This is a genomic window from Lacinutrix sp., from assembly GCF_029238095.1.
Lineage (GTDB): Bacteria > Bacteroidota > Bacteroidia > Flavobacteriales > Flavobacteriaceae > Lacinutrix.
This window is the reverse complement of sequence record NZ_JAQWGS010000002.1, coordinates 76,106-95,956: the sequence shown is the minus strand read 5'-3', so window position 1 is coordinate 95,956 and position 19,851 is coordinate 76,106. Positions and strand designations below refer to the sequence as shown.

At 33.3% G+C, this 19,851-nt stretch carries 16 protein-coding genes and 2 pseudogenes; 4 read left to right on the top strand and 14 right to left on the bottom strand.

The features are described from left to right. Window positions 1–47 precede the first annotated feature (47 nt). From asnS to rplM, 10 genes are all read right to left on the bottom strand, one after another. The gene (gene asnS / locus P8H50_RS00390; RefSeq protein WP_300204143.1) at window positions 48–1,469 is read right to left on the bottom strand and encodes an asparagine--tRNA ligase; all 1,422 of its coding nucleotides are present in this window, start codon (window positions 1,467–1,469) and stop codon (window positions 48–50) included. 45 nt (window positions 1,470–1,514) lie between these two features. After that, window positions 1,515–3,926, bottom strand: a complete 2,412-nt coding sequence (locus P8H50_RS00385) for an efflux RND transporter permease subunit (RefSeq protein ID WP_300204140.1) — start codon at window positions 3,924–3,926, stop codon at window positions 1,515–1,517. Window positions 3,927–3,988: 62 nt separating this feature from the next. Continuing rightward, window positions 3,989–5,257 carry a DUF5686 family protein gene (locus tag P8H50_RS00380; protein WP_300204135.1) on the bottom strand — a complete coding sequence of 423 codons (1,269 nt, stop codon included), beginning with the start codon at window positions 5,255–5,257 and terminating at the stop codon, window positions 3,989–3,991. Between the two features lie 3 nt (window positions 5,258–5,260). Next, window positions 5,261–5,995, bottom strand: coding sequence for a TlpA disulfide reductase family protein (locus tag P8H50_RS00375; protein ID WP_300204132.1), 735 nt, complete (start codon window positions 5,993–5,995; stop codon window positions 5,261–5,263). Between the two features lie 76 nt (window positions 5,996–6,071). Next, window positions 6,072–6,629 carry a ribosome recycling factor gene (frr, locus tag P8H50_RS00370; protein ID WP_300204128.1) on the bottom strand — a complete coding sequence of 186 codons (558 nt, stop codon included), beginning with the start codon at window positions 6,627–6,629 and terminating at the stop codon, window positions 6,072–6,074. A gap of 187 nt (window positions 6,630–6,816) precedes the next feature. Then, a complete protein-coding gene (gene pyrH, locus P8H50_RS00365; protein ID WP_300204123.1) occupies window positions 6,817–7,524 on the bottom strand; it encodes a UMP kinase in 708 nt (235 codons plus the stop codon). A gap of 171 nt (window positions 7,525–7,695) precedes the next feature. Beyond that, window positions 7,696–8,655 (bottom strand): translation elongation factor Ts, encoded by a 960-nt coding sequence (tsf, locus tag P8H50_RS00360; protein WP_300204119.1) that lies wholly within the window; start codon window positions 8,653–8,655, stop codon window positions 7,696–7,698. An 84-nt stretch (window positions 8,656–8,739) separates the two neighbouring features. After that, window positions 8,740–9,513 (bottom strand): 30S ribosomal protein S2, encoded by a 774-nt coding sequence (gene rpsB, locus P8H50_RS00355; protein WP_300204116.1) that lies wholly within the window; start codon window positions 9,511–9,513, stop codon window positions 8,740–8,742. A gap of 175 nt (window positions 9,514–9,688) precedes the next feature. Next, on the bottom strand, window positions 9,689–10,075 hold the full coding sequence (gene rpsI / locus P8H50_RS00350; protein ID WP_300204113.1) for a 30S ribosomal protein S9: 387 nt from the start codon (window positions 10,073–10,075) through the stop codon (window positions 9,689–9,691). Next, window positions 10,075–10,530, bottom strand: coding sequence for a 50S ribosomal protein L13 (gene rplM, locus P8H50_RS00345; protein WP_300204108.1), 456 nt, complete (start codon window positions 10,528–10,530; stop codon window positions 10,075–10,077). The genes rpsI and rplM overlap by 1 nt, the downstream gene beginning before the upstream one ends. Before the next feature lie 408 nt (window positions 10,531–10,938). Between rplM and P8H50_RS00340 the strand changes: the two genes are divergently transcribed. Continuing rightward, window positions 10,939–12,891, top strand: a complete 1,953-nt coding sequence (locus P8H50_RS00340; protein ID WP_300204103.1) for a YgiQ family radical SAM protein — start codon at window positions 10,939–10,941, stop codon at window positions 12,889–12,891. Window positions 12,892–13,018: 127 nt separating this feature from the next. Next, window positions 13,019–13,339 carry a hypothetical protein gene (locus tag P8H50_RS00335; protein ID WP_300204099.1) on the top strand — a complete coding sequence of 107 codons (321 nt, stop codon included), beginning with the start codon at window positions 13,019–13,021 and terminating at the stop codon, window positions 13,337–13,339. On the opposite strand, the gene P8H50_RS00330 is transcribed toward P8H50_RS00335, so the two are convergent. Further along, window positions 13,304–13,621: a (deoxy)nucleoside triphosphate pyrophosphohydrolase gene (locus P8H50_RS00330; protein ID WP_300204095.1), complete on the bottom strand. Its 318-nt coding sequence runs from the start codon at window positions 13,619–13,621 to the stop codon at window positions 13,304–13,306. The two genes, P8H50_RS00335 and P8H50_RS00330, sit on opposite strands and share 36 nt — an antisense overlap. A 9-nt stretch (window positions 13,622–13,630) precedes the next feature. Further along, window positions 13,631–16,483 (bottom strand): DNA polymerase I, encoded by a 2,853-nt coding sequence (gene polA / locus P8H50_RS00325; protein WP_300204091.1) that lies wholly within the window; start codon window positions 16,481–16,483, stop codon window positions 13,631–13,633. Between the two features lie 99 nt (window positions 16,484–16,582). On the opposite strand from polA, the pseudogene P8H50_RS00320 reads away from it, so the two are divergent. Beyond that, window positions 16,583–16,729, top strand: a pseudogene (locus P8H50_RS00320) (isoaspartyl peptidase/L-asparaginase); the annotation flags it as partial. 12 nt (window positions 16,730–16,741) lie between these two features. Beyond that, window positions 16,742–17,022, top strand: a pseudogene (locus tag P8H50_RS00315) (cyanophycin synthetase); the annotation flags it as partial. A gap of 71 nt (window positions 17,023–17,093) precedes the next feature. Here P8H50_RS00315 and P8H50_RS00310 read toward each other — a convergent pair. Both P8H50_RS00310 and P8H50_RS00305 read right to left on the bottom strand, forming a co-directional pair. Beyond that, a complete protein-coding gene (locus P8H50_RS00310) occupies window positions 17,094–18,095 on the bottom strand; it encodes an isoaspartyl peptidase/L-asparaginase family protein (RefSeq protein WP_300204082.1) in 1,002 nt (333 codons plus the stop codon). Between the two features lie 49 nt (window positions 18,096–18,144). Next, window positions 18,145–19,809, bottom strand: a complete 1,665-nt coding sequence (locus tag P8H50_RS00305; RefSeq protein ID WP_300204079.1) for an MFS transporter — start codon at window positions 19,807–19,809, stop codon at window positions 18,145–18,147. Window positions 19,810–19,851: the final 42 nt, after the last annotated feature.

Here is a 19,851-nt window from a genome sequence, read left to right as displayed (position 1 = left end):
TGAAATGTTTTGTTTTACTCAGAATAACAACGATAAATAAGTTTTGATTAAAACTCAGCATTTTGAGGTGTTCTTGGATAAGGTATAACATCTCTTATATTACCCATTCCTGTTGTAAACATTACCAAACGTTCGAAACCTAAACCAAATCCAGAGTGCACTGCTGTACCATACTTACGTAGGTCTAAGTACCACCATAATTCTTCTTCAGGAATATCTAAAACAGCCATTTTTTCTTTTAGCACCTCTAAACGTTCTTCACGTTGGCTACCTCCAACCATTTCTCCAATACCTGGAAACAAAATATCCATTGCACGTACTGTTTTTCCGTCTTCGTTTAAGCGCATATAAAAGGCTTTAATATTTGCTGGATAATCGAATAATATTACTGGACATTTAAAGTGTTTTTCTACTAAAAAACGCTCATGTTCAGACTGTAAGTCGGCTCCCCATTCTTCAATAATATAATTGAATTTCTTCTTTTTGTTTGGCTTAGAGTTTTTAAGAATATCTATTGCTTCAGTATAGCTTAGGCGTTTAAAGTTGTTTTCGGTTACGAATTTTAACTTTTCAATTAAGCGCATTTCGCTACGCTCTGCTTGAGGTTTTGTTTTTTCTTCATCAAATAAACGTTGATCTAAAAACTCTAAATCCTCAGCATGATGATCTAAAACATAGGTAAGCACAGACTTTAAAAAGTCTTCAGCTAAATCCATATTTCCTGCTAAATCCATAAAGGCCACTTCTGGCTCAATCATCCAAAATTCTGATAAATGTCGAGACGTATTGGAGTTTTCTGCTCTAAATGTTGGTCCAAAAGTATATACTTTTCCTAAAGACATGGCATATGTTTCGGCCTCTAATTGTCCAGAAACGGTAAGGTTTGTATCTTTTCCAAAAAAGTTTTTAGAGTGGTCTATTGCGCCTTCGTCTGTTAATGGCGGATTTTTTTGATCTAAAGTACTTACTCTAAACATTTCACCAGCACCTTCTGCATCACTACCTGTAATTATTGGTGTATGCATATTAAAGAACCCATTGTCTGTAAAATATTTGTGCACAGCAAAAGATAATGCAGAACGTAAACGCATAACAGCACTAAAAGTGTTTGTTCTTGTACGTAAATGTGCATTTTCTCTTAAAAACTCGAACGAGTGTTTTTTTGGCTGAATAGGATATGTTTCTGGATCACTATCACCTAAAATTTCAATAGAAGAGACTACAATTTCAACGTTTTGTCCTTTACCTTGGCTTTCTATTAATTCTCCTTTTATGGATACAGCAGCACCAGTAGTAATACGCTTTAAGGTTTCTTCGGCTGTATTTTCGAAATCAACAACACATTGTATATTATTAAGAGTAGAACCATCATTTAGAGCAATAAATCTATTGGCTCTAAAGGTGCGAACCCAACCTTTAACTTCTACTTCCTGTAGTGTTGTTTCTTTTAATAATTTTGAAATTGTCATTTTTGTATTTATTAGATGGCAAATATAATTTTTTACTTCCTTTTTTTATTCTGATTCCTCTGAAATTTCATCTTCTTCATTTTCAATAGGAATAATATTAATTGAAGGTTTTTTAAGAATTTCTTTTCTAGCAATACTGCGTTCTAGAGAAAGTAATAATGAAGGCAATAGCAATAAGTTAGATAACATTGCAAATAATAATGTTACCGAAACCAAAGCACCAAGTGCGACTGTTCCTCCAAAACTAGAAATGGTAAATACCGAGAAACCAAAGAATAAAACAACAGAAGTGTAAAACATGCTTACGCCAGTTTCTCTTAAAGCTGCAAAAACCGATTTTTTAATTCTCCAGTTGTTTGCTATTAATTCTTGTCTATATTTTGCTAAAAAATGAATAGTATCATCTACAGATATTCCAAAGGCTATACTAAACACCAAAATAGTAGATGGTTTTATAGGTACACCAAGATATCCCATTAATCCTGCGGTTACTACCAATGGTAATAAATTAGGAATTAGAGAGACAATAATCATTCTAAAGGAACGAAACATGTAAGCCATAAATAATGAAATAAGTAAAATGGCAAGTGATAGTGATAAAGCTAAATTATTAACCAAATACTTTGTTCCTTTTTGAAATACTAAAGCTTTTCCTGTTATGGATACATTGTATTTTTCCTTTGGGAAAACTTTATTTATTTTGGAGATTAAATTCTCTTCAATACGTTCCATTTTATCGGTACCAATATCTTTCATGAACGTAGTAATGCGTGCATATTGTCCTGTGGAATCTACAAAGTTATTTAAAAGGTTTCCTTCTCCAGAGGTTGAGTTTTTTGCATAAGGTAATATAAAAGCTTCTTCTTGTTTTGTTGGAAGTTGGTAGTATTTAGGATTACCATTATAAAACGCCTGCTTAGAGTATTTAACCAAACTTACTACAGAGATTGGTCTTGATAGTTCTGGTGTTTCGATAATTAATTCTTCAAGCGTATTCATGCGCTTAAGTGTAGAAGATTTCATGACGCCTTTTTTGCGTTTGGTGTCTACCATAATTTCCATTGGCATGATACCATTAAATTCTTCTTCAAAAAACTTAATATCGCTAAAAAATTCTGCGCGCTTTGGCATGTCTTCTATTAAGCTTCCTGAAATTTTAATTTTATAAATTCCAATAATACACACAATTAATAAACCTATAGAAGTAATATAAATAGCAATACGCTTCTCTTTTACCATTCTTACAGTCCAATCTACAAAACCACCAATCCAACGTTTATTTAAGTGTTCTAAATGGCGATCTTTAGGATAAGGCAAAAAGGTGTATATAATTGGAATAATTAATAAACAGAGTATAAATATGGCTAGAATACTAAGCGATGCTACTACACCAAATTCTTTTAATAATTTGCTTTCTGTAATTATAAAAGTTGCAAAACCAGAGGCTGTTGTAACATTAGTCATCAATGTAGCATTACCAACTTTTGTAATAACACGCTGTAGTGATTTTACCTTATTGCCATGCAATTTAACTTCGTGTTGATACTTGTTGATTAAGAATATACAATTTGGAATTCCTATAACTATTATTAAAGGCGGAATTAAAGCCGTTAATACAGTAATTTCATATTTTAAAAGACCTAAAATACCTAAAGTCCACATTACACCAACACAAACTACTATTAGAGAAATAAAAGTGGCACGAAACGATCTGAAAAATAAAAAGAAAATTAGAGAAGTAATAAGTAATGCTGCACCTACAAATAGACCAATTTCATCTACAATATTTTGTGCGTTTAAGGTTCTTATGTATGGCATTCCAGATACACGTACATTTATGTTGTAGGTGTCTTCAAAAACTTTAACCTTCTTCATTAAAGTTTCAATTACAAAGTCTTTTCTTGCTGGTGTATTTACTAGTTCTTTTTTAAGATAAATGGCTGTTCTAACTGTTTTTGTTTCTTTATTAAAAAGAAAATTATCGTAAAAAGGAAATTGATTAAAAAGTTGATCTTGAAGTATTTTTATTTCTTCAGGAGATTTAACAGAGTCTTTTATAAAAGGTATGAGATCGAACTTTTGCTCTGTTTCATTTTTTACAAGTTTCTGTAAGTCTTTTATTGAAACTACAGATTCTACTTCGTTTGAAGCTCTAAAACTATTTGAGAGTGCATTCCAAGCGTTTAGTTTTTCAACTGTAAAGAGTGTTGTGTCTTTAACACCTAAAACAATTAAATTCCCTTCTTCACCAAAGATGTCAAGAAAGTTATTGTACTCAATATTGATCTCGTGATCATCTGGAAGTAAATTAGCTTCGGTATAGGTAAAACGCATGTATTTCCATTGCGTACTGAAGAGTATGGTAATAATTATAATGCCTAAAAGTATACCAATTTTATTGCGTAAAATTAGCCTAGCCACTATATCCCAAAACTTAGATTTTTTTTGTTTCGCCATGTTGCTTTAAAAGGAGCTTCAAAGGTATGGAAAACCTAAAGATTTTACGAAATAAAACAGCATTATAATGTAATGTTGAAAGTGAATTTAAGTGCAATATTGTCTTCTTCTCTTGGAAGGTGATAAGCGCCATAACGATACGTGAAACTCAAGCCAAAACCCAATAATAATTTATTGATTTCGAAACCAGATTCTGTATAACCATGTTTTAAGGTCTCAAAACTAACATTTTGATGTCTTGAGATATTATTCATATTACCATAGGCATAGCGCGACACCAATACTAACTGTGGATTAAAGTATTTAGAAATATGAAACGGTTTAACGTAATGTTTAACTACTAGTGTTGCAAATCTGTCTGAGAAGAACTCATTAAAATACATGGTTTCAAAACTATTAATTCCTGCTACACTAAAACGTTGTAAAATAGTTTCTTTAGTAATATTGTTTGGGTACGCATGGTATAAATGTGTTAATGGTGTGTCTCCATGTGCTAAACCAGCAGAAAAGGTACCAATAGTGTAGGATTCTTTATTATAATTAATTTTGTGTATGGTTCTAAAATCTAATTTAGAAAAGTTAAAATCTGCATTAAGGACATTTCTAAAACTCTTACTGTACTGTAATGTAAACTTTGGATAGCCATCTACGATGTTTTTGGTTTCTCCATCTACTATTTCATAGGTGCTAAATGGATTCCATTGTAAAGAAATTTTGGCTGTTGTGGTTTCAAAAGCACCATATGAAGTGTTGTCTAAAATATAATCGTAATCATAGGTTGGCCTAATATTACTTACAGCAATTTCTGTTTCTGTTATTAACTTTGGGTTTATTTCATGTTCTACTGAAATAGCAGACGTGATGTGTTTATGAAATAAATCGATATTTAATAATCGAGGCTCAAAAAAAGAGAAGAACCTACCATCTGTTAAAAAATTAGAACTTCCTGTTTCCATTAAATCGTCTACATGCGAGACATTAATCCAAGTATTTGTTTCAGGATTTAAACGAAAACCTCCACCAATTTTATATTTAAATCTATGGTCTTTAAAACCGTAAACACCATAAGAGTCTATTCTAAATGTTTTAGAAAAGCCATCGTTGGTAACACCACCTAAGCCAGTTCTAAACCCTTCATATTGATTGAATTTTACTAAGTAGCGTAAATCGAAGTTCCAAACTTTTGTAGGAAAGAAACCATTGCCAATTTGCTTTAAAAGGACACTTGACTCTAAAGAATCTTTAGGTTTTTCAATGTCTTTTTCTGGTGTTTGAGCTGTTATTACAGTAACACAAAAAAAGAATAGAATATATAACCAGTGTTTGTGCATAAATTATTTTAATAATGGCTTAATAGTATTAGAAAGTACAGTTTTAATATTGGTTCTGTAACCTATTTCTTTAAGTACTATTTCGCCTTTTTTATTAATTACAATACTTGTTGGGTAACTTTGTACACCATACATGTTTATAACATTATTTGCATTTGTAACTATGGTGTAGTTAAACTCTGTATCGTAAAGAAAATTTTCTACTACACCTTTTTTATTAAAGGTTAATGCTAAAAATACAACATCTTGGTCTTTATATTCTTTAACAAGTGCATTTAAGGTAGGTATTTCTTGAATACAAGGGCCACATTTTGTAAACCAAAAATTTAAAACAACAACTTTGCCTTTTAACTCAGATAGTTTAATGGTTTTACCATTTAGGTCTGTTACAATAAAGTCTAAAGCTTTTTCTCCAACAGTATAATGGGCTTCAGGATTTTTTTCAATTAAAACAGGATGATTACTCTTTTTTTTAAACACAACAGATTTAATTTGTCCTTTACTGTTTGCGTAAAATAAAGGTTGGTAATCTGGATTAGTCATGAGCTCCATTTGCGATACTGGTAGAATTTCACCTTGTTCGTTAAAAAGCATGATATCTGGAGTAATTATTATTTGCATAGTTTTTAATTGCTCGTTTGATATAACATGCTGATTTTCTGGAATAAATTTATAGGTGTTTTGCCCAAAAGTTATTAAGGAAAAACACATAGCAATATTAAAAAAAAGAGATTTCATAAATCGTGACATTTATAGAACGTGAAGTTAATTTTTAAATCATAAAAAAAGCGACTATTAAGTCGCTTTTAACTAATTATACAGTCATTATTTCTTTATCCTTATTTACTAGCAGCTCATCTATTCGTTTAACAGAATTATCTGTAAGTGTTTGAACATCTGCTTCAGCATTTTTCTGAAGATCTTCAGAGGCATCCTCTAATTTTTTAATGTCGTTATTAGCATCTTTTCTTGCATTTCTTACACCAATTTTAGCATCTTCTGCTTCTGCTTTAGCTTGTTTTGCAAGTTCACGTCTGCGTTCCTCTGTTAGTGGTGGAACGTTAATAATAAGTTGTTCTCCATTATTCATTGGGTTAAACCCTAAATTTGCAATTTGAATGGCTTTTTCAATAGGTTGAATCATTCCTTTTTCCCAAGGTTGAATAGTAATAGTTCTACCATCTGGAGTATTTACATTGGCTACTTGCGCTAATGGTGTTTGAGAACCATAATAGTCTACCATTACATTTCCTAACATTGCAGGACTAGCTTTACCAGCACGTATGTTTAGAAATTGTTTTTTTAAATGATCTATAGCACTGTCCATAGATTCTTTCGCGCTATCTATTATAAATTGAATGTCTTCGTTCATTGTTAAATTTTTTATTACTAATGGACTTAAAACAATAATTAAGCCAAATTGATTATTTGTTATTACACCATGATTTTTATTGCTTAATGCAGTTAAAGTATTGATGTCTATTTTTAATTAATACTAATGTAGTTAATTTTAGAAATTGCTACAAATTTTGATAAAATTCCTGTTTAATAGTAATTGGTTATAAACTTACTTGAGTTCCTATATTTTCTCCACAAACAACTTTCATTAGGTTTCCTCTTGTATTCATATCGAAAACAATAATTGGTAAATCGTTTTCCTGACTTAATGTAAAAGCTGTGGTGTCCATTACCTTTAGTCCTTTTCGTAATACATCATCAAAAGTAATATGGTCAAATTTTATTGCAGTACTGTCTTTTTCTGGATCTGTATTATAAATGCCATCTACACGAGTGCCTTTTAAAATTACATCAGCCTCTATTTCTATAGCTCTTAAAACTGCAGCAGAATCTGTAGTAAAATATGGGTTTCCAGTACCTCCTCCAAAAATAACAACACGTCCTTTGTTTAAGTGACTCATGGCTTTACGTCTAATAAAAGGCTCTGCAACTTCATTAATTTTAATAGCTGTTTGTAACCGTGTTTTTACACCTGCATCTTCAAGTGCTTGTTGTAATGCTAAACCATTAATTACTGTGGCTAGCATTCCCATATGGTCGCCTTGAACACGATCCATACCATTCATAGCTCCTGCAACACCTCTAAAAATATTACCACCACCAATTACTATGGCAACTTCTACACCTTTTTCTGTTACTGCTTTAATGTCTTGCGCATATTCTGCCAAACGTTCAGGATCAATACCATATTGACGTTTTCCCATTAAGGCTTCACCAGATAATTTTAGTAGGATTCTTTTGTATTTCATAAGAGTATGGTTGTGTTTAGATTTTCACTTGCATGAAAATAAAGGTTTAGCAAAGCTAAACGTTTTTAAGCATAAAAAAAACCACTAGCTCTAAAAATAGAGTAGTGGTTTTGATGTTTTACATTTTCTTATTGAGATTCTTCGCTTCGCTCTGAATGACAAAAGATTTGGTTATCCTAAAGACACACGTTTAAAAGCAGTAACTTCAATACCATTAGAGGCTACATAAGCTTCAACAGTTTGCTTATCGTCTTTAATAAACTTCTGGTCTAATAAACATTGTTCTTGATCTAAAGTGGTATTATCGCTAATAAAACGCTCCATTTTCCCTGGTAAAATTTTATCCCAAATTTGTTCTGGCTTACCTTCAGCAGCTAATTCAGCCTTTGCATCTGCTTCAGCTTGAGCCATAACTTCTGGAGTTAATTGTGCCATAGAAATGTATTTTGGTACATTTTTTAAGGTTTTTCCTAAACGTCCTAATTCGATATTATCTTTTTCAATAACTGCAATTCTTGCTTCAGTTTCACTGGCTACAAAAGCAGGATCAAAATCTTTGTAAGATAAAGACGTTGCTCCCATAGAAGCGACTTGCATTGCTACATCTTTACCAACAGTTTCGTTAGCTTCTGTTAAACCAACTAATGCTCCAATTTTGTTAATGTGAACATAAGAACCAACATAAGGTGCTTCTAATTTCTCGAAAGCATTGATTTCTAATTTTTCACCAACAACACCAGTTTGTTCAACTAATTTTTCGGCAACTGTCATGCCTCCAAAATCTGCAGCTAAAAATGCTTCTTTTGAGTTATAGTTGATTGCGATATCTGCAAATTGAGCAGCTAATGCTAAAAACGATTCGTTTTTACCTACGAAATCTGTTTCACATCCTAATACTATGGCAACACCAACAGTGTTAGCATCGTTTATTTTTATTGCAGCAGCACCTTCAGAAGAATCTCTGTCAGCTCTTTTTTCTGCTACTTTTTGACCTTTTTTACGTAATACATCGATTGCTGCATCAAAATCACCACCAGCTTCCACTAAGGCTTTTTTACAATCCATCATACCTGCACCAGTTGCTTTTCTTAATTTATTTACTTCTGCTGCTGAAATTTTTACTTCACTCATGATAAGTATATTTTAAAAAAGTCGCTTAATTATTTTCGGTTAAGAAAGCATTAAACGACTTTAATTTGTAATAATTTTATTGTTTTATTCTTCCTCTTCGTTTGCTGCTTTAGCTTTTTTAGCTGGAGCCGCTTTTTTCTCAGCTTTACCTTCTGCCTTATCAGCTTTTTCAGCTTTACGCTCGTTTAATCCACCTGTTATAGCTTCAGTAACATGCGTTAAAATTTTATCGATTGATTTAGAAGCATCATCGTTTGCTGGTATTACGTAATCTACTTGACGAGGATCAGAGTTAGTATCTACCATTGCAAAAATAGGAATGTTTAATTTCTGTGCTTCTTTAATCGCGATATGCTCACGTTTAATATCTACAACAAACAAAGCGCCTGGAAGACGTGTCATGTCCACAATAGAACCTAAATTCTTTTCTAACTTAGCTCTCAAACGATCTACTTGTAGACGTTCTTTTTTAGATAAAGTTAAAAATGTTCCATCTTTCTTCATTCTATCAATAGTAGCCATCTTTTTGATTGCTTTTCTAATAGTAACAAAGTTAGTTAACATTCCACCTGGCCATCTTTCTGTAATGTAAGGCATGTTAATACCTCCTGCTTTTTCAGCAACGATGTCTTTGGCTTGTTTTTTTGTAGCTACAAATAAGATTTTACGACCAGAGGCTGCGATTTTTGCTAACGCATCTCCAGCTTCTTCCATCTTAGCTGCTGTTTTGTATAAATTGATAATATGGATGCCGTTACGCTCCATATATACGTAAGGTGCCATGTTAGGATCCCACTTACGTGTTAGGTGACCGAAGTGTACACCTGCTTCAAGTAATTCTTTTACTTCTACTGCCATTTTGTAATAGTTTACGTTCTGTTGAATTAGCAATAATTAAGTGGTCATTTATAAAAAAATCGCCTTAAATATTTAGATGCTAGACTAAATCCTGTGCTTTTATTTTTAAAGCTACTAGGACAACAATAACTGTGTTAAATTTTGTTTTGTGTTGAAAATAAATTCAACAAGAATATTAACGTTTTGAGAATTGGAATTTTTTACGCGCTTTCTTCTGTCCGAATTTTTTACGCTCAACCATTCTTGGGTCTCTTGTTAATAATCCTTCAGGTTTAAGAATCCCTCTGTTTTCATCATTTAACTCGCACATAGCACGAGAAATTGCTAAACGGATAGCTTCTGCTTGACCTGTAATACCTCCTCCAAATACGTTAACGTTGATATCGAAAGTGTCTTCATTGTTAGTTAAAACTAACGGTTGGTTTACTTTGTACTGTAACGTTGCTGTATCGAAGTAGTCTTTAATGTCTTTTTTGTTAATCGTGATGTTTCCTTTACCTTCTTTTAGGTAAACACGAGCAACAGCCGTTTTTCGACGACCAATTTTGTGTAATACTTCCATTACTTGAATTCGTTTAAGTTAATTGTTTTAGGCTTTTGCGCTTCGTGAGCATGCTTAGTTCCTGTAACAACAGTTAAATTTCTGAAAAGTGCTGCTCCTAATTTGTTTTTAGGTAACATTCCTTTTACAGATTTCTCTACTAATCTTGACGGATCTTTTCCGAACAATTCAGTAGCAGTTAGACTTCTTTGACCACCTGGATAACCTGTGTGACGAATGTACGTTTTGTCATTCCACTTGTTTCCTGTTAAGTTGATTTTTTCTGCATTGATAACAATTACGTTATCGCCACAATCAACGTGTGGTGTGAAGCTTGGCTTGTGCTTTCCTCTTAAAAGTCTTGCGACTTGAGAGCACATACGCCCTAAAGTTTGACCATCAGCATCCACTAAAACCCACTGCTTATCTGCAGTAGCTTTATTTGCTGAAATGGTTTTGTAGCTTAGTGTATCCACAATTTTTAAATTTTATAATTAAACATTCCTCTCTCAAAAAGAGTTTGCAAATTTACGACAATCTTATTGATTACCAAATAGTATGCGGTATTTTATTTGATAACTTTGTTGATATGTTTCTACACTTTGTTAATTAACAGCTTAATTTCTAAAACACGCAGTTTATAAAGCCTGTTTTTTGTTCATTTCTGTTTAAAAAAATAATAAACAGTTAATTTAGGTGTGTTTTCTCATTGTAATCTGTGTAATTTGTAATGGTTATACTTTATTTTTTTAGGACAATTCACAAACAATACATTCTGTTTTATATTATAAATGGTACTATTTAAAAATATTATTAAAAATGAAATGCTAAAGCGATTATTACATACTGTATAAGAATCATTTTTTAACTATTTTTGCAACGCTATGAAACAACTACAACTTTCAGATTGGTTACCTACCACAAACAAAGAGGTTAAAATACGCGGTTGGGAAGCGTTAGACGTTATCCTATTTAGTGGAGATGCTTATGTAGATCATCCTTCGTTTGGTCCAGCAGTAATTGGTCGTATTTTAGAAAGTTATGGCTTGCGTGTAGCCATTGTACCACAACCCAATGTTAACGATAATCTTCAGGATTTTGTTAAAATGGGTAAACCAAAATTGTTTTTTGGTGTTACAGGTGGTTGTATGGATCCAATGCTTAGCAATTATAATGCGAACAAAAAGCGTCGTGATAAAGATGCTTATACACCAAATGGAGATATAGGTTTTAGACCAGATTACGCGACTACTGTTTACTCTAATATTTTAAAAGAAAAATGGCCAGATACTCCTATTTTAATAGGTGGTATTGAAGCTTCATTACGTCGTGTAACGCATTACGATTATTGGAGCGATAAACTTATGCCTACTATTTTAGAAACGTCTAAAGCAGATATGTTGGTGTATGGTATGGGAGAACAACCGCTTCGTGAAGTGGTGCGCTTATTACAAAAAGGTGTTCCTTTTTCTAGTATAACTACCGTTTTACAAACGGCTATTTTGGTAGATAAAAATGCACAGATTCCTAAAAATAGTAACTGGGAAGACGTGGAGATTGCATCGCATGAGGAATGTTTAAAGGATAAGAAAAAATACGCGTCTAACTTTAAGGTGATTGAACAAGAGTCTAATAAGTTAGCAGCAAGACGCCTTTTTCAGAAAGTTGGAGACAGGACTTTAATGATTAATCCGCCTTGTCCAACCATGACTGAAGCCGAAATTGATGCCTCTTTTGAGTTGCCTTATACTAGAATGCCACACCCAAAATATAATAAGCGTGGACCAATTCCTGCTTACGAAATGATTAAGTTTTCTATAAACATACATCGTGGTTGTTTTGGTGGTTGTAGTTTTTGTACCATTTCGGCACATCAAGGTAAATTTATTGCCTCTCGTAGTCAAGAATCTGTATTACGTGAAGTCGATACGGTTGCTAATATGCCAGATTTTAAAGGTTATTTAAGCGATATTGGAGGTCCAAGTGCTAACATGTATAAAATGAAAGGGAAGGTACAGTCTATATGCGATAAGTGTGTTGCTCCTTCTTGTATTTCGCCAGTAATCTGCAGTAATTTAGATACATCGCATAAACCGTTAACCGAATTATACCAAGCGGTTGATAGTCACCCAAAAGTAAAAAAATCGTTTATAGGTTCTGGTATACGTCATGATATGTTAGTACCAGAATTTAATAAAAATGCAGACCCAAAAGAGTTAGATGCTTATACAGAAGAAGTGATGACCAATCACGTGTCTGGACGACTAAAAGTAGCTCCAGAACATACTAGTGATCCTGTGTTAAAACTGATGCGTAAACCGTCTTTTACATACTTCCATAAGTTTAAAGAGCGTTTTGATAAAATTAATGTCGCTAAAAAATTAAAGCTTCAACTTATACCTTATTTTATCTCTAATCATCCAGCTTGCGAAGTCGAAGATATGGCAAATCTTGCTGCCGAAACTAAGGATATGGGTTTTCAGCTAGAGCAAGTACAAGGTTTTACACCAACACCAATGACTGTTGCGACTGTTATTTATTACAGTGGTTACCATCCTTACACACTCAAAAAAGTAAAGACACCAATTACTAGAAAGGAAAAAGACGAGCAACACCGTTTTTTCTTCTGGTATAAAGACGAGAATAAAGCGTGGATTAAAAAAACCTTAAACAAATTAGGTCGTCAAGATTTGCTAAAAGTGTTATTGCCAGAGAAAACCGAAAAATGGCGTAAAAACAAGCCAACAGGAGAAACTAAAAACACTTATGATGATGCCATACCTTTTAACCAAAGAAAGGATAAAGCTAAATTTAAGAGTAAGAAAAAGAGACGATAACTCTTTATAATAAAACACGAGTGGTCAACTTAATGCCTGATTGCTAGTTAGTACTATGTTATAGTAATTTTAACTTACGCCTTGCGCACGTCATTACTCTGCAATTCGTTTTAATTTTTAATTAACGATGATTGCAGATATAGCTATCCATAAACCAGAACCCTATTTTCCAGTACAACCTTTACCACAATTTAATCGCACGATAAATGTGAATCGTACCATTAAAGGTTTAGAAGCAGGTAAACCAATATTAATTACAACATTTTACAGTAATGGTTTAACGCTGTTAAGTGCGTTGCAGAAGCATCTTAAAAAAACAATGCCAAGCGAAACATTCCAGGAACAACGCAAGTTTCGTGCTGTTTACCAAAAGCTATCCAATCTTATTTATATAGAAGTTAAAGCACATGCATTAGCAGTAAAAAAAGCACCTACAATGTTCTCTTAATTTTAATTCGCCTGAAAGATATTCAGCTATAAAAGGTATTAATTTAATCTTGAAATTTGGGTATTGATGTGTGATAGGAGTTAGTCTATCTTTGATTTCAATTTTAATATTTAGTTCTTCTAAAATTTCTCTTTTTATACAATCAATTTCTGATTCTCCTGCTTCAATTTTACCACCTGCAAATTCCCATTTCAAAGGAAGTTTCATTGATTTACTTCTTTGTACTGCTAAAACCTTATTATTAAACTTAATGATAGCGCAAGTTACAGGAATGACTTTCATCTATAAATATTAATGTGCCTCTAACCAATTCAAACCAGTATCCAACTCCACATCCAAAGGCACCTCCATTTTAAAAGCATTTTCCATTTCGGTTTTAATTAAGGTTTTCATGTCTTCCAACTCTGGTTTGTACACATCAAACACCAATTCATCATGCACTTGTAGTAGCATTTTGGTTTTGTAGTTACCAGTTTCTAGTTTGTTATAAATATTAATCATGGCTATTTTAATAATATCTGCAGCACTTCCTTGTATTGGTGCATTTACAGCATTACGTTCTGCAGCACTGCGTACCACAGCATTTCTAGAATTAATATCTTTTAAATAACGCCTTCTGTCTAAAACGGTTTTTACATAACCATGATCGCGTGCAAAATCTACTTGCGCACTCATGTAAGCTTTTAGTTTTGGGTAGGTTTCGTAATAGGTGTCAATCAATTCTTTGGCTTCACCACGCGATAAATCGGTTTGGTTACTTAACCCAAAAGCAGAGACACCATAAATAATCCCAAAGTTTACGGTTTTGGCATTGCTACGTTGCTCACGTGTCACTTCTGTAATGGGTACGTTAAAGACTTTAGACGCTGTGGAAGCGTGAATATCTTCACCATTTTTAAAGGCTTCTATCATGGTTTCCTCTTGACTTAAAGCAGCAATAATGCGCAGTTCTATTTGGCTATAATCGGCAGCCAATAAAATGTACTCATCATTGCGAGGAATAAAGGCTTTACGTACTTGTCTGCCACGTTCTGTTCGTATAGGAATGTTTTGCAAATTAGGATTATTACTACTTAAACGTCCTGTTGCAGCAACGGTTTGCATATAATCTGTGTGCACACGTCCTGTGATTTCTTCCACTTGTAAAGGCAACGCATCCACATACGTACTTTTTAGTTTTGCGAGTCCTCGATATTCTAAAATATTTCTAATAATTTCGTGGTCTTTTGCTAGGTAAGATAAAATATCTTCGCTGGTTTTATATTGACCAGTTTTGGTTTTTTTAGGCTTATCAACTAGCTTCAGTTTTTCAAACAGAATAATTCCCATTTGCTTAGGCGAGGCAATATTAAATGTTTCGCCAGTAACCTCATAAATTTTAGCTTCTAAAGTTGCTATGTCTTTTTCTAAGGCTTCAGATAAACCATTCAAGAAGGTTCCGTCTAGATTAATACCTTCTAATTCCATAGCAGCTAAAACTCTAAGTAAAGGCACTTCGATATCATCGAATAATTTTTGAGTATTGGCTTCGCCTAATTCTTTTTCAAAATGTTCTTTTAATTGTAAGGTAATATCTGCATCTTCTACTGCATATTCTGTTTGTTTGTCTAACGGAACGTCTCGCATAGACAATTGGTTTTTTCCTTTTTTACCAATGAGTTCTGTAATAGAAACAGGTGTGTAATTTAAGTAGGTTTCTGCCAACACATCCATATTGTGACGCATATCTGGATTAATTAAATAATGCGCTAACATGGTATCAAACAACTTGCCTTTTACGCTGACATTGTATTTGGCTAAAACTTTAATGTCATACTTTAAATTCTGACCAATTTTCTCAATCGTTTCACTTCCAAAAAATGGTCTCAGTTCTTCGATAATAGCCTGTGCTTCTTGTCTATCTTCTGGAAATGGTAAGTAAAAGCCTTTGCCAACTTCCCAAGAAAAGGCAATACCAACAAGTTCTGCTGTTAACGGATTTAAGCCTGTGGTTTCCGTATCAAAACACACACTGGTTTGGTTCATTAGGTTTTTAACAAATAGCTTGGTTGCCATTCCAGGTGCAACACTTTGGTAAAAATGCGAGGTGGTTTCAAGAGTTTGTCTTGTGTATTCCGAAGTAGTCTCAGTAGTAGTAGGTTCTGCGCCACCAAATAGCGAAAATTGTCCAGCGCCTGCGCTTTCGGCTTCTTTAGGTGTTACTTTAGGTTGGTTTTCTGTAGTCTTTGTGTTAGACGATGGTTGCGATGTGGCCTCCTCACCAGACGTAAAGGTTTTTGTGAAATTATCTATAAGACGTCTAAACTCTAATTCCTGAAAAATTTCAGTGACTTTAGGAATATCTGGAGCATCTAATTCAAAATCTTTAGCATTAAACGTTACTGGAACATCTAGCATAATAGTCGCTAGTTTTTTTGACAGCATTCCAAGTGCTTTGGCGCCTTCTATTTTTTCTTTCATTTTACCTTTTAGCTCATGTGTATTGGCTAAAAGATTTTCCATACTACCATATTGAGCTAAGAACTTTTTTGCTGTTTTCTCGCCAACGCCTGGTAATCCAGGAATATTATCTGATGAGTCTCCCATCATCCCTAAAAAATCGATGACTTGCAAAGGATCTGTAACTTCAAATTTCTTTTGTACTTCTGGGATTCCCCAAGTTTCGTAACCACCACCAAACATTGGTCTGTACATAAAAATGTTTTCGCTTACCAATTGTGCAAAGTCTTTATCTGGAGTAACCATAAAGGTTTGGTAACCCTCTTTTTCGGCTTGTTTTGCTAAAGTTCCAATAACATCATCGGCTTCGTAACCTTCCTTTACCATGATAGGAATGTGCATGGCTTTTAAAATCTCTTGAATAATGGGTACAGCTATTTTTATGGCTTCGGGAGTTTCGTCTCTATTGGCTTTATAGGCTTCAAATAGTTCTACTCTGTCTGTGCTTCCGCCTTTATCAAAACAAACAGCTAAATGGTCTGGTCTTTCACGTTTTATAACATCTAAAAGCGAGTTCATAAAACCCATAATTGCAGAGGTATCAAGACCTTTAGAGTTAATTCTTGGATTTTTTATAAAGGCATAGTAGCCACGAAATATTAATGCGAAAGCATCTACTAAAAATACACGTTTGTTATTTGACATTGGTATGAGTTTGAAAGGACTCAAATCTACAAAAACTTATGCGTTTTATTTAAAATAATTGAATTGCAATTTGTAATTTTCGGCACTAAATATTTTTAAATGAAGAATTTTTCAATCGTAATACATGGTGGAGCAGGAACTTTAGTAAAAGGCATGATGACACCAGCACTAGAAACCCGATATAAAGCAGCGTTACAATTGGCTTTAGATGAAGGTTATAACGTATTAGAAACTGGAGGAACTGCAACTGAAGCAGTAGAGAAAGCAGTTATTGTTTTGGAAGATTCTCCATTATTTAATGCCGCGGAAAAACAGAAGAGGAACTTATTAAAATGCTAAATGATGGTATTAAAATGAAAGACCCAAATAAGAAAACAACCATTATTCCATCTGAAAAAGAAGCCATAAAATTTGCAGTAAAAAATGCAGTTAAATGCTCTTTAATTATACTTTGTAGTGACGTTATTCCTGATGCTTTAGATCTTGTAAAGAAATTTAAAGAACAAGAGGCAAGAGGTGAATTGAATTTTACGGATTAGAAATTAGAATAAATAAGTAGTTATAAAGAAAGCCGAAACTTACGTTTCGGCTTTTTTTAATGAATAGCTTATTAAGCTTTAACAATATATTTAGATTGAATATTTTCATTTTTTCCATCTTGATACTTGGTCATACTAAACCATTGATGAATACCAAAACTACCAGTTTCACCTTGTTTATTAACAGCTACATAGCCAACTTGAAAGTTTTTATAATCGCTATTTGGTTTGTTTACTATACGTCCAATTGCTTCTTCGCATGCTTCTTGTGGCGATTTCCCTTGTCGCATTAATTCCACGACTAAAAAACTCCCAACGGTTTTAACTACTTCTTCACCTAATCCAGTAGCCACACAGCCACCAACTTCATTATCTACAAAAAGTCCTGAACCTATAATTGGAGAATCGCCAACGCGGCCACCCATTTTGTAAGCCAATCCGCTCGTAGTGCAAGCACCAGAAATATCACCATTTTTATCAATAGCAATCATACCAATAGTATCGTGGTTTTCTATATTAATTATGGGCTTGTATTTGGCTTCCACTTTCCATTTTTCCCAAGCTTTTTTTGAGGCTTCAGTTAATAAATTTTCTTTTTTAAAACCAAGCTCATAAGCATATTGTTCCGCACCTTTTCCTGCTAACATAACATGTGGTGTGTTTTCCATTACGTTTCTAGCTACAGAAATAGCATGTGTTACATTTTGTAGATACACAACAGAACCACAGTTCCCGTTTTTATCCATAATACAAGCGTCTAAAGTGACGTTTCCATCGCGATCTGGCAAACCACCTTTTCCTACAGATTGTCCTTTTTCGTTGGCTTCTTCAATTTTACAACCTGCTTCTACTGCATCTAATGCATTTCCACCATTTTCTAAAACCTTGTAGGCTGTTTCGGTAGCCAATTTAACATCCCAAGTTGCAATAACTATAGGTAATGTTGCTGCTGTTTTGTTTGTAATAATTGGTTTATTGGTTTTAGGGTCTTCTGCACAAGCAATTAATGTACTTCCAACTGCTAAGCCAGCAGTAGACAGGGTAGCATTTTTTAGAAATTGTCTTCTTTTCATAGAAAATGTCTTTTTAATTTCCGCTTTTAGGAAATATTATTATTATAATTTAATACTCTACACCTTGTTTGTCTAAAACAGATTTAGCTCTAAAGGCATAAAACAATAAGTAAGCAAAGCATAAAACAGCCATCCAATAGGATGATTGGATATTAAATACATCGGCTAGTTTTCCTTGTAATGGTGGAATAATGGCACCACCAAGAATCATCATAATTAAAAAAGCAGAACCTTGAGACGTATACTTTCCTAAACCTGCAATACTTAATGTAAAAATACAAGGCCACATAATTGAACAAAATAATCCACCAGATAAAAAAGCAAATAAAGCTATATTTCCAGTTGTAAATAAACCAATTAGCATTGCTAAAACACCCAAAAATGCAAATATTTTTAAACTTTTTACAGGATTATCTTTGGCTACAAAGAAGCCAATAATTTGTATTGCAATGCAAAAAGAGAAAAACAGTATTTGATTTGTAGAATAATTAACCTTATTAACTAAAAGAATAACGGCAAAAGCAACATAAGGCACTATAATTAGTAGCGCCTTTTTAACGCCTTTACTTGGGTTAAAAACAGTAATTGCGCCAACCCAACGACCAATCATTAATCCTCCCCAATACAATGATATAAATGGTGCAATTTCAGCATCATTAAGTACTTTTAAACCTAAAGGATTTAAGTTTGCTGCTTTATCTGTAACTTGTTTTAAAAGTTCTCCTAAATTACTTCCAATAGTTACCTCTACACCAACATAAGTGAAGATAGCAAGCATCCCTAAAACCAATTGTGGATATTTCATGGCTCCCCAACCTTCAGCTTTTTTAGAAGCACTAGTGTTGGCAACAGTAACAGTTGCTATAACTGCAAATAATGCTACAAATAGTATGATTAATCGTGTTTTTTCTAAACCTTCTGTTGCTATTACTTCACCAGAATAAGTGCTAAAAATATAACCAAAACAGGCCACAATTATAACGGTTAGAACTATCAATAAGTTACGTGCTTTATTTGCTGGTTCAAAAGCCGTTTCAGCTTTTAAAGCTGGTAGTTTTTTAGAAAAATGAAACAATGCTGCTGCTAATAAGAATAAAACACCTACTCCAATATATAAAGCTTGAATTGTAGTTAGTTTAATCTCGTTATTTTGAATCATGGCTGTTAATTGCTCACCATCAACTGCTGCCCCAAATAGAATGAATGAAACTACAATTGGACCAATTGTAGTTCCAAAGGAGTTAATACCTCCAGCCAGATTTAATCGATGCGATCCAGTTTCTGGATTGCCAAGTGCAATAGCAAAAGGATTGGCTGTTGTTTGTTGCAACGAAAAACCTAAGCCTACAATAAAAAAGGCGATAAGAATATAATAAAAGACCTGTGTTTGACCTTGTTCTGCACCAAAAGTAGCAGGAAACATTAAAAAAGCACCTATGGCTGATAAAAGCAGTCCGTAAATTATTCCTTTTTTGTAGCCCCAAGAATTAATAATATCTTTTTTTATTGAGCTAGAAATAATAAATAGTAAAAGCGCTCCAATAAAATAGGCACCATAAAAGGCGAAATCTACAAGTTGTGATTGAAATTGGTCAATTTCAAAATACGTTTTACAGAATGGAATAAATACACTGTTTGATGCAGCAATAAATCCCCAAAAAAAGAAGACTGTTACTAGTGTTGTAAGAGCAGATTTGTTGTTTTGATTAGGCATAATTTGTTGTTAGTTTAGCTAAATGTAATTAAATAATGTATT